This window comes from Microcoleus sp. B4-C1 (assembly GCF_036705285.1).
Taxonomy (GTDB): domain Bacteria; phylum Cyanobacteriota; class Cyanobacteriia; order Cyanobacteriales; family Microcoleaceae; genus Microcoleus.
On record NZ_JAUBUC010000033.1, the window covers coordinates 46111 to 57521 of the forward strand.

Annotated in this window: 10 protein-coding genes; 4 read left to right on the plus strand and 6 right to left on the minus strand. The window is 45.7% G+C overall.

All coding sequences use genetic code 11. The features are described from left to right. Positions 1-17 precede the first annotated feature (17 nt). Positions 18-677, minus strand: a complete 660-nt coding sequence (locus QUB26_RS15205; RefSeq protein WP_333237968.1) for a restriction endonuclease subunit R — start codon at positions 675-677, stop codon at positions 18-20. An 85-nt stretch (positions 678-762) separates the two neighbouring features. On the opposite strand from QUB26_RS15205, the gene QUB26_RS15210 reads away from it, so the two are divergent. After that, complete coding sequence (locus tag QUB26_RS15210) at positions 763-912, plus strand: hypothetical protein (RefSeq protein WP_333318647.1); 150 nt, start codon at positions 763-765, stop codon at positions 910-912. A gap of 26 nt (positions 913-938) precedes the next feature. On the opposite strand, the gene QUB26_RS15215 is transcribed toward QUB26_RS15210, so the two are convergent. Continuing rightward, positions 939-1172, minus strand: coding sequence for a hypothetical protein (locus QUB26_RS15215; RefSeq protein ID WP_333318649.1), 234 nt, complete (start codon positions 1170-1172; stop codon positions 939-941). A 10-nt stretch (positions 1173-1182) separates the two neighbouring features. Continuing rightward, the gene (locus QUB26_RS15220; protein WP_333318651.1) at positions 1183-2406 is read right to left on the minus strand and encodes a hypothetical protein; all 1224 of its coding nucleotides are present in this window, start codon (positions 2404-2406) and stop codon (positions 1183-1185) included. Between the two features lie 220 nt (positions 2407-2626). Between QUB26_RS15220 and QUB26_RS15225 the strand changes: the two genes are divergently transcribed. Next, a complete protein-coding gene (locus QUB26_RS15225) occupies positions 2627-2896 on the plus strand; it encodes a hypothetical protein (protein ID WP_333138436.1) in 270 nt (89 codons plus the stop codon). Positions 2897-3023: 127 nt separating this feature from the next. On the opposite strand, the gene QUB26_RS15230 is transcribed toward QUB26_RS15225, so the two are convergent. Further along, on the minus strand, positions 3024-3398 hold the full coding sequence (locus QUB26_RS15230) for a hypothetical protein (RefSeq protein WP_015179219.1): 375 nt from the start codon (positions 3396-3398) through the stop codon (positions 3024-3026). A 262-nt stretch (positions 3399-3660) separates the two neighbouring features. Between QUB26_RS15230 and QUB26_RS15235 the strand changes: the two genes are divergently transcribed. Beyond that, entirely contained in the window at positions 3661-4230 is a 570-nt protein-coding gene (locus QUB26_RS15235) for a Uma2 family endonuclease (RefSeq protein ID WP_333237962.1), read from the plus strand. A 7-nt stretch (positions 4231-4237) separates the two neighbouring features. On the opposite strand, the gene ruvC is transcribed toward QUB26_RS15235, so the two are convergent. Both ruvC and bchI read right to left on the minus strand, forming a co-directional pair. Then, a complete protein-coding gene (gene ruvC / locus QUB26_RS15240) occupies positions 4238-4771 on the minus strand; it encodes a crossover junction endodeoxyribonuclease RuvC (protein ID WP_333054731.1) in 534 nt (177 codons plus the stop codon). A gap of 89 nt (positions 4772-4860) precedes the next feature. Then, positions 4861-5976, minus strand: a complete 1116-nt coding sequence (bchI, locus tag QUB26_RS15245) for a magnesium chelatase ATPase subunit I (protein WP_333318653.1) — start codon at positions 5974-5976, stop codon at positions 4861-4863. 1399 nt (positions 5977-7375) lie between these two features. Here bchI and QUB26_RS15250 point away from each other — a divergent pair. Next, positions 7376-11411, plus strand: a 4036-nt coding sequence (locus QUB26_RS15250; RefSeq protein WP_333318656.1) for a DUF4114 domain-containing protein, incomplete at its 3' end; no start/stop codon positions are given.

An 11411-nucleotide genomic window follows, 5' to 3' on the forward strand; every position in this document is an offset into this window, starting at 1 on the left:
ACCTACGAAAGTCGATATTATTTAATCCTCATTGCTGATAGCTTACAAATAGCTTTTAAAACTTGCAGCAACAAAACTGAAGAGTCGGACTCCATCAAAGTCAGAAAGGGCATTAACTGATAGGTTGGGGGATTTCCTCTGCGGATATTGACAAACTGATAAAACTCGCCGCTAGTTGCCAATCCCCAAACAGACTCTTGATATTCTAAACTTTTAGAGGCGTAAGTTAGGAGTTGGGGCAAACCTGCGCGGGGAGCAATTAGACTATTTTTAGATTCTATTACTAAAATCCAAAATGGTATATCAGCGGCAATTTGTTTCTCTTTATTGATTGCTAAAATGTCAAATCTGCCTGTAATCGTTGTGTCTTCATCTTCTATAGTTATGTTAGCAATGTCTTGTTCTAGACTCATCTTGATTGGGCGGCGGTAGAAGCCAGCCAATCGCATTAAGGGAAAGGTAGTTAGAGCTTGTACCAGTCCTTCAGAGACTCTTTCCACTGAGAGGTATTCGCGAAAATCGTTGCGGATTTGGGCGAGTTCTAACTGTTCTATCTCTGTTAAGGATTCTAAGGATAAAAAATTTGTGTACGTGTCATTATTAAGCTGCTCTTGGAATTTCAAAAATTGACAGACTTCACCGAGAGTTATATTTTTGGCGTTAATAGTTGTTGTCATGTTTTGATAAGTATTTAAGTTTTAGTTATAATTATAACATAGAGATTGTGATAGTCAATTTGTACCATTCTTAGGAACAGGCAAGATGCCTGTTCCACGACATATTAAGTTTCTTGTGGGGTATGCCGGAGAGCCGGCCCATATTATTAGGAACAGGCAAGATGCGGAACAGGCAAGATGCCTGTTCCACGACATATTAATTTTTTTGTGGGGCGGGCATCTTGCCCGCCCATGAAAGTGACAAATGGGATAACTGCGAACCTAATCTATCCTTTTCATCACAATTCCATCAACTATTTCATAACCCCAATTAGAGTTGCGATTTGCCAACTGATCGGCCATATCGCATTCGCCTAAATTGCATAGTTCAACTAACTTTTGATATCCTGCATCTCTTTCTCGCTGTAACCTCTCTCCCCGCAGTTTTTCTCTCTCTTCCTCAGAAGGATTTGGTCGCTCTTCTCCCAGCGGATTAATCTCGCTAACTCGTTTCATATCAGCCTCATTAAAAAGGGATGGATTCGACTATTTCACCGTCTACTATTTCGTAGCCCCATTCTGGGTTGGCAGCGATTTGTTTTTCAACAATACTTCGACCTAGAGGAGTTTGGTAAGCTTTTTGCAAAGAGGAAATACTGGGGATTTCGGCGGGGGGTGGCAGCTCTTTTTGTTCGAGTTTTGGCGGTTCAGCAATTGTTTCAGATGTGGATTGATTTAAGGCCGATTGAGGCGCGATCGCCCCTAACTTCCGCATAACGCTATCCTTGGTAATTTGCTGTTTTTCGTTGAAGGAAGACGGCAGATATGGTGTGTCAACGCCCTGCTGTTTTGCTTTGAGTGCATCATCAGCAATACGATCGCACTTTCGCAGAAATCCCTCCCACAAATCTTTGCCCAAAACCGGGTTTCTCAAGTCAGCACGGGCTTTAGATACTGCTGCTTCTAGCGGTTCTCCTTTGTGCACGTAATACTGAATTCGCTCTTCTTCAAAAGCAGGATAAGGCACTTCCGGCTCGATTTCCCAATCTCGCTTAACTTTCTGACTTTCTCCTAAAGGAATTCCGGCGATAAATTCATCCCAAAAAGTCGAGGTTAAGCCTTTTGTCATGCTGTCAATAATTTTAAATGCCCATCCAGAAGGATTGCCGAATCCTAAGTTGCGCTCTTGAGCATATGCTTCTAAAGCTCGCTGAAAATTGTGAAGTTCTTCTTGGGAATTCCAAGGGCCGCTAAATCGGTAATGAGGCGTTACAGCAACGGCTATTTGCTGGCGGGGTTGCCCGAAATATTTGTCGGTTTTAACTACATGATTTGGGGGTGATGTTTCGGGGATTATTTCTACAGGGCGATTGGTGCTTTCGCGGCTTGTCTGTGTTATAATTTCTGGCAGATTCGGTGTCCAAAAGTTATTGAGTTTTTCCTCGAAAGCGTCAATGTCCGCCCAGAGTTCTAGGGTGTCGGTGTTGGGATTTGGTAGTTTTTCTTTCAGGAGCGATCGCACTTTGAGCTGCTTTCTCGCTAATTCCTGTTCTTCCTGATTTAAACCGGTGGCTTTTTCTATTTCTGCGCTGTTAGTTTTCACCCATTCGCCGGAGTTGGACTGTTGTGATTGCCATTGCAATAATTGGCACAGAAAAATACTGGCTGTGACTCCGCCGGTGATTTTGGCGAGTTTGGGATAGTAGATGGCGGGGTTTCCTAGATTTCCTAAAAATATTCCTATTTTCATTTTTTATATTCCTAATTCCCTTGAATAGTAGGGTGATTTTCGGCGCACCATACCTCGACTAAACTAGCATTGAAAAACTTAAGATTTTCTTTAAGCTTCTGTCTATTCCCGACTGAATGGAGTTTCTAGAGTAAAAACGGGGATCGCTTATTCGATCGCCTGATTGACAGGAATCAGTTAAGCGTAATAATAAATTATTTACTGTACAGCTCCTCCCAAAATGAATCCAGAACGCCAAGAGGCTTATTTGAACTTAATCGAGCGAGTGCTTACCTGTCCCAACGGCCAAGAACCAGAGGTTTTGAGTTCCTGTTCCGATTTAATTGATGCGGGATTTGTGCAAATGCTAATCCAGATATCGGCTTCAATGGCCCGCGAAGGTGACGAAGATACTGCTAATTTTTTAGTACAACTTGCTCGTTTGCTGGGGAAATCTTTGGGTTTGTCGCCGGATTTGATGCTGGCTGGGTACAGTAGTGGACAGGGGTAGAGAAAAAGTGCGTTAGCGAAGCCCTCGAAGAGGATCGTCTCGTTGTATCATGTTTTGAGAAAAGAGGGCGATTCCCTACCCTTCGGGATAGCTTCGCCTCACCTAATTTTTAAATGCAGCGATGGCTTTACAGTTTATATTCGAGAGGTTCACAAAAATCATTCACCCCAGTTTTAAATACATAAATAATCACCGAAGTCACCAAAATATCAGGGCAAATTTTTGCTGCAACTAAATCTCTAAATGCTGCATTCAATTGTCCGTTTGTCAACTCTTCTTTAACCTCTGATTTGCAGATAGCAACGCGGCATCTTTTGGCCAATCCGTCTAACCAATTTTCCGAGATATTCGGTTCTTGTCCGGCTTGAATTGCTAGAGATATCGCAGCATCTTCGATGTTACCTTCGCAATCTTCGATGGCGTCTAGGGCTTTTAGGGCTTCGGGATATTCGGCTAATTGCGAGCGAAATTGGGCAATTTGTTGTGAGGTAATAATCACCATATTATTTTCCTGGGTTCTCTGTTGGCGGGATAAGTTTAGCAATTAAAGGTGATATTATAGCATTTTTTTGATTGGGGTGGGAATTGGGCGATCGAACTTAATTACATTTTCAACTAATATTTTGCACTTCGCAATGGTCGGGCTGGGGCTTAAGCCCTGGTATTAAAGCTTAAGTCCAGGCTATGAGGAGTGATGTTAAAATTAACAAAATGCGGCGCTAAAATAGGTTTGCAGGATTCATATTTCTAGGGAGTTAGGAAAAATGACAACCATTATTTTAAACTTAGATACTGTCGAACTAACAGACGAACAGTTTTACCGTTTATGCCAGATGAATCGAGATTGGCAATTTGAACGGACACCTAAAGGAGAAATTATCATTATGTCACCCGTAGGCGGAGTCAGCGGCAATCGAGAAGCCTATTTAATTACAGATTTGGGCTTGTGGAACCGTCAAACGCAGCTAGGGAGAGTGTTTAGTTCTTCTACAATTTTTCGATTGCCTAATAATGGGTATCGAGCTCCAGACGTGGCTTGGGTTAGCTTAGAAAGATGGTCTGCTTTAACAGCAGAAGAACAAGAGAAACTTCCGCCAATTTGTCCTGATTTTGCCATTGAATTGCGATCGCGCCCAGACCCGCTGCGGCCGCTTCAGGAGAAAATGCAGGAGTATCTAAACAGCGGTTTACGCTTGGGTTGGTTAATTAATCCTCTAGACGAAAAAGTGGAGATTTATCGCCCTTCTCGCGAAGTAGAGATTGTACAATTTCCTGTCAGTTTATCGGGAGAAGATGTCTTGCCCGGATTTGTGCTTAATTTGCCGATGATTTGATATTGCATCAAATTTTTCCTGTTTCCAACTGTATTTTCTTCGGACAAATATCATCATCGTACCAACCAGTCAAAGCCACCGCCAAAGCATCCGCCGCATCGTCTGGTTTCGGAATATAACCCAACTCCAACTCCCGCGCCACGGCATCTTGCACTTCGGATTTATCCGCATTACCGCGGCCCGTCAAAGCTTGCTTAATTTGAGCCGGCGTAAACTCGAACAACGGCACTCCACACTGCGCCAATACTAGCGTCAAAACGCCCCGCGCTTGCGCTACAAGTATGGTATTTCCCATCTTGTAAAAGAACAGTTTTTCGGCAATTGCTATATCAGGTTTAATCTGTTCAATTACCTCGTGCAAATCGTCGTAAATTGTTTTCAAGCGCTGTCCCATTTCCTGTTTTGGCGTTGTTTGTATGACGCCGCAATCAATCATGGAAACGCTGTTTTTATCTTGTTTGCCGGGGACAATTTGACAGGAAATTGCCCCGTAGCCAAGATTTGCTAAGCCCGGATCTAATCCTAAAATTCGTTTTTCCATTGCCAGAATTAGTAATTGGAACTGGGAAGGAGGCATTAAAAATTTGGGAAATGTTTCCTCACTACCCATTACCAATTACCAATTATTAATTACCCCTCAGTTGTTTCTAGGCCGAATACCCGATCGAACACTTTAGTCACTTTATACCCCGAATCTATTGATTCTAGCGGGTCTTTCCGCAATCGGTGCCGCAAACACAGAGTCATCACCCGGCGAATATCGTCCACAGTCACCTCTGTGCGGCATTCCAAAGCCGTGAAAGCTTTCGCAGCCCGATTCGTCACCAAATCGCCCCGCAGCCCGTCTACGTCCAATTCCGCGCACACTTGGGAGATTTTTACCCGCAACTCTCGATCGATAGTTACCGATTTCAACCTTTCCTGAGCTTCCACCAACTTCTGCTGCATATCATCTTGTTCGTGCTGATATTTCGCGAGAAACTCCGGCGGATTTTGGTCAAAACTCGATCGCTGTTCGACAATTTCCACTCTTAAATTCGGGTCTTTTACAGTCCGAATTTCTGCGTGCATCCCGAATCTGTCGAGCAACTGCGGCCGCAATTCTCCTTCTTCTGGATTCCCGGAACCGATTAAAATAAACTTAGCCGGGTGGCGGATTGAAATGCCTTCTCTTTCAACAGTATTCCAACCGCTGGCGGCGGAGTCGAGCAAAACATCGACTAAATGATCGTCGAGCAAATTGACTTCATCAACGTAAAGAATGCCGCGGTTAGCTTTAGCTAAAAGCCCCGGTTCAAAAGCTTTAACACCTTCCGACAAAGCTTTCTCGATGTCGATCGTACCGCAAACTCGGTCTTCGGTCGCGCCCAAAGGTAAATCTACCATTTGGACTTTTTTGCGGGCGATTTTAATGTCAGTTTGAGATAAAGTGCGATCGCGCACCTCATCACTCATCAAATCAGGATCAGTGGGATGACTGTTAAAAGGATCGTCAGCCACCACCTCAATTTCCGGCAGCAAGTCAGTGAGGGCGCGGATTGTGGTAGATTTACCAGTACCTCGATCGCCCATAATCATCACCCCGCCAATTTTGGGATCGATGACATTCAACAGCAGCGCCAGTTTCATCTCCTCCTGGCCAACAATTGCAGTGAAGGGAAAAACAGCGCGGCGGGCTGCGGTAGCGGTAACGGTTGGTAGAGCGCCCGCATTTAGGGTATTGCTGACTTCGGCAGTAGGACTCACAGGATAACTCAAAATATAATAATTGCTTGTTTATTGTAGGGGATAAGGGATTCTCTGGGGCGATCGCACTTGTAGGGCCCGCACCGATCACAAAGTCGCTTCAACATCCAAGCGCAACGCCAGATTTGCTGCATTTACATTGTAGATTTTGGCGGGCAGGATGCCCAACCCCTACTCCCCACAATAGTTTGAACCAAAATCACCAGGTACATTAAATGTAGGTAGCGCCTTCAACACTCAAGCGCAACTAAGCTTTTCTCGATCGCGACTTACGCATCAAAACCAAAGAAACCGGGTTTTTTGCCGTTTCTGCGGTTTGTAACGAAATATTGTCCCAAAAAAAACCCGGTTTCTGACCACCGGTGCGTTCAGGAGTATTTATTTGAATTGCAGCTTTGGGCGGGTTCTCCTGCCCACCCCACAATAGTTTCAGTCAACTGAACCAGTAAGTTAAATGCGGGGTGGCTTTGAATTTTTGGGCGATCGGCAACCCAACTGTAAACTAATGTAACGATTTCCTGCGATTCGCATAAAAACCTCAAGTTCCCCCAGATAGATAATTAAGAGCGCTTTGCTCGCAAAGTGCTGTAACTTTGGGCGATCGGGCAACGCTAATGTAAACTTATGTAACAATTTTCCCGAATTTGCATAAAACCCTCAAGTTCCGCCAGATATATATTTGAGTCCACTTTGAAGCAAATTTTTTTCATGGTAGTTAGTCCAAGACGCAGAAACAACGTATTTCTATCATTATTCGCTGTGCTACGTAATCGCAAGCCTTTGTTTTTAGCGGTTCTTGCGTCTAGGACTGGTAGTATAGCTGTCGATCGACGATTAAGGAGCTTTAAAGTAATCGTCATTAAATTCGGTTTAAAGGAGTTTTAAGTAATGTCATAAAGTCCTGTTTCTTTGATACTTTACACAAAGTTAACAAATCTTCTGCATTGGGGATGCTTTACATCTGCCGTGCTTTGCTAACAGTCTGGTGGGCAATAGCGCTAATACTTTATTAGTGCTTAATTTCTATGGTTTTTGGCTCTTTCACAGTCATCCTACCAAAAATTATATTGGCGATCGTAAAGTTCCTGTAAAGTCTTTAATGTAAAAAAACCGTATTCCTACGTATTGCTTTTTTTTTGCTTTCTGATAATATAAAAACGAGGTAAAATTTGGATTAAAATCTGACACGCTGGCAAATATCACTAAAGCTTCTTCACAAATAAATGCAATACTTCCCTGCTTCGTTGAAACAGTAAACAAGCAGTCTTGAAAGTTTACCTGTTGAGGAAAATTTCAGGTGGCTCGAAATGCTCAAAAACGCACCGGAGAAAACATAAAAACATAATAAGGCGATCGCTTCTCAACAACTGATTTAACCAACTATTTTTCAGGGGTACAAATGGCTGAACTTAACATCGGGGCATTGGCTGACGGCAAAACCTACACAGGTAGTGTTGGCGCTACAAATATCTACGACCTTTACAAATTTAATATCACCAGTCCGGGAAGTTTCCAATTTTCGATCGACGGTTTGAGCGGGAATGCCGACATATTTTTATTAAACTCTAGTGGCGAAACCCTTTACAGTTCCACCAACGCGGGAACCGAGGCAGAAAGAATTAGCGCTGACAGCTTAGTAGCCGGAGACTATTCACTCAAAGTCAAAGTTTCGCAAATCAGCGGCGACATCAAATACACGCTGAATTCAGTACCAACTAGCACTCAAAAATCATCCGACGCAGACACCCTCACCGGTGCACAATCAGATTCTCCACTTCCCTCAAACAGCGCCGCAACTTCGGAAAAACCCACTGCAAACATAGATGTAATTACAGGAAGTGCTGTTGATGACAAGACTGTCACCGCAGAAACAACATCAACAACTACCGACAAACCAGTCACTACAGACTCCGAAACAACTCTCACATCTGAACCGGAAAAACCTATAGCAACGAGTGAATCTGCGGCAGTAATCACCTCAACAACTACCGAAAAATCAGTCACTACAGACTCCGAAACAACTCTCACGTCTGAACCGGAAAAACCTGTAGCAACAAGTGAATCTGCGGCAGAAACAACAACTACTACCGACAAATCAGTCACTACAGACTCCGAAATAACTATCACATCTGAACCGGAAAAACCTGTAGCCACGACTGAATCAGCTAGCGAAGAACTGCCAAATGAAGAGACTACATCAGCGGGGGAAATCGCACCAGACAAACCACCAACCGATTCGGCAATTTCAACCGCCGAAGAACCCAGCGAAACTGCTGCCACAAACAATCCAAATAGCACAGCCGCCGCCAAAAAAGATGCAGTTGCAGGCGAAACAGTTGCCACTCAAGAACCAAAAACAGGCGAGACTTTAGTTACTATTTCCCCAGATGCCAGCAAGCCAGAAGACGAAACAAATACTGACACTAGCAACGGGGAAGAAACAGAGAAAGAGAATTCAACTACTACCGTAGCAACAACAGAAACCAAAAAAGAACCTGAACCGACTACGGAGAAAAAGTTAATTTCTCCCTTTACATCGGGGGTATTTACTACGGATCAAACTGGTCGCATCAGTATAGAGTACACATTTGATGGTGGGAGGTTCCAAGGTGAGTTAGCTATTTTCAACTTAGACGATTTAGACAAATTTGAACCCGGTTCGGAAGCATTCATTAAAGAAGTAGCTGCGCGTTCTTTAAGTAACTCGGTGAAAGGTCATGTAGTGATTAATGATGCTACAGAAGGTGCACGGTTTTCCGGTTTGTTAGGAGAGAATAATGCCAACGAAGGAGTCTACTTAGGAGTCAAGAGTTTTGCCGTAACTGCTGGGGGTAAATATGGGGTGATGTTGGTACCCAACGGTAGTGTCAAATTCGTTTACGATAATCCGACTGTTGGCGGCGCTCAACGTCCTTTATTTTCTATGGCAATGGCGAATCCTGTGGAGGGATTTCACTTTGGTCAAATTGCCGATGTCACGGGAGAAGGCAATACCTTTGTCATGGAGGATATGCGGTTAGATTCGGGGAGTGATAGGGATTACAACGATATCATTTTCCAAGTGCGGGGTGCGACTGGAAAAGCTGCCAAATTAGATGAGTTAATTGCTCCAGGTAAAGATTGGCGTGGTTCGGACTTAGGAAAAGAGGTGATTTCTTACATCACAAAGCCTGTTGATATTGACCCGATCGTCCCAACGCCAACACCGACACCAACACCAACACCAACACCGATCGAGCCACCTGTTGATATTGACCCGATCGTCCCAACGCCAACACCGACACCAACACCAACACCGACGCCGATCGAGCCGCCTGTTAATATTGACCCGATCGTCCCGACGCCGACACCAGCGCCAACACCAACACCGATCGAGCCGCCTGTTAATATTGACCCGATCGTCCCGACGCCGACACCAACACCGACACCAACACCGGCACCAACACCGATCGAGCCACCTGTTGATATTGACCCGATCGTCCCGACACCGACACCAACACCGACACCAACACCGGCACCAACACCGATCGAGCCGCCTGTTAATATTGACCCGATCGTCCCGACACCGACACCAACACCGACACCAACACCGGCACCAACACCGATCGAGCCACCTGTTGATATTGACCCGATCGCCCCAACGCCAACACCAACACCGACACCAACGCCAGCACCAACGCCGACGCCCGTCAATATTGACCCGATCGCCCCAACGCCAACGCCAGCGCCAACGCCAACGCCCGTTGATCTTGACCCGATCGCCCCAACGCCAACACCAACACCGGCACCAACGCCAGCGCCGATCGAGCCGCCTGTTGATGTTGACCCGATCGTCCCGACACCAACACCAACCCCGGCGCCAACACCAACGCCGATCGAGCCTCCAGTTGATCTTGACCCGATCGTCCCAACGCCAACGCCGACACCAGCGCCAACGCCCGTCAATATTGACCCGATCGTCCCAACGCCAACGCCGACACCAGCGCCAACGCCAACGCCCGTTGATCTTGACCCGATCGTCCCGACACCAACACCAACACCGGCACCAACGCCAGCGCCAACGCCAACGCCCGTTGATGTTGACCCGATCGTCCCGACACCAACACCAACACAGGCACCAACGCCAGCGCCAACGCCAACGCCCGTTGATGTTGACCCGATCGTCCCAACGCCAACGCCAACGCCGATCGAGCCGCCTGTTGATGTTGACCCGATCGTCCCAACGCCAACGCCAACACCGACGCCAACGCCAACACCGATCGAGCCGCCTGTTGATGTTGACCCGATCGTCCCAACACCAACGCCAACCCCGACGCCAACGCCAACACCGATCGAGCCGCCTGTTGATATAGAGCTGAGCATCACAGAGGAAAAATTTGTCGATTTGTGGGTTACGGAAGATACCCAAATAAACAAGTCAGAAGATGATTCTCATATCTTAGATGTGGTTTCAGAGGATGAAGTCATTAATATTTGGGATGTCAAACGGGAAATTGATCCGTCGTGGGAAGAACTAGGTTTAGTTGGTGGTTCGCTGTACTATTCAAACCGCGCTCCAGTAGTCACTGCTTATAACCAAACGGTTAATTCGGGTGCGAGTATTACTCCCAGTTTCTATGCGAGTGACCCCGATGGCGATAGCATCGTCTACTATACATTAATTGACCAAAACACCAGCAGCACTAGCGGTTATTTCACCTTGAATGGTGTTAAACAAACCAGTGCATTATATGTAACCCCGACCCAGTTGAGCACTGTCGGTTTTGTCGGCGGTTCAGTGGCAGGCACCGACCAAATTACCATCTTGGCTTATGATGGTCAAACTTTTGGAAGTCAAGCAGCCACGATTACTACAAAAGTTAATCAGGCACCGCTGGTAACAACTTATAACCAAACGGTGAATTCCGGTGCGAGTATTACTCCCAGTTTCTCTGTGAGTGACCCCGATGGTGATAGCATTACCCAATACTATTTCTCGGATAACAACAGCAGCAGCACTAGCGGTTATTTCACCTTGAATGGTGTTAAACAGACTAGCGGATTCTTTGCAACTCCTGCCCAGTTGAGCACTGTTCGTTTTGTCGGCGGTTCAGTAGCAGGTACTGACTCAGTTACCATCTGGGCTTCTGATGGTCAAACTTGGGGCTCTCAATCAGCCACGATTACTACTCAAAAAGTTAATCAAGCGCCAGTCGTTACTGCTTACAACCAAACCGTTAATTCCGGTGCGAGTGTTACTCCCAGCTTCACTGTCAGCGACCCCGATGGTAATGCGATTACCCAATACTATTTCTCTGACAACAACACCAGCAGCACTAGCGGTTATTTCACGGTAAATGGTGTCAAACAAACCACTGCATTCTTTGCAACTCCTGCCCAGTTGAGCACTGTTCGTTTTGTCGGCGGTTCAGTAGCAGGTACTGACTCAGTTACCA

Excerpts from the sequence above, each read along its gene's own strand:
- QUB26_RS15205 (WP_333237968.1), bottom strand. The coding sequence starts at position 677 with ATGACAACAACTATTAACGCCAAAAATATAACTCTCGGTGAAGTCTGT.
- QUB26_RS15210 (WP_333318647.1), top strand. The coding sequence starts at position 763 with ATGCCTGTTCCACGACATATTAAGTTTCTTGTGGGGTATGCCGGAGAG.
- QUB26_RS15215 (WP_333318649.1), bottom strand. The coding sequence starts at position 1,172 with ATGAAACGAGTTAGCGAGATTAATCCGCTGGGAGAAGAGCGACCAAAT.
- QUB26_RS15220 (WP_333318651.1), bottom strand. The coding sequence starts at position 2,406 with ATGAAAATAGGAATATTTTTAGGAAATCTAGGAAACCCCGCCATCTAC.
- QUB26_RS15225 (WP_333138436.1), top strand. The coding sequence starts at position 2,627 with ATGAATCCAGAACGCCAAGAGGCTTATTTGAACTTAATCGAGCGAGTG.
- QUB26_RS15230 (WP_015179219.1), bottom strand. The coding sequence starts at position 3,398 with ATGGTGATTATTACCTCACAACAAATTGCCCAATTTCGCTCGCAATTA.
- QUB26_RS15235 (WP_333237962.1), top strand. The coding sequence starts at position 3,661 with ATGACAACCATTATTTTAAACTTAGATACTGTCGAACTAACAGACGAA.
- ruvC (WP_333054731.1), bottom strand. The coding sequence starts at position 4,771 with ATGGAAAAACGAATTTTAGGATTAGATCCGGGCTTAGCAAATCTTGGC.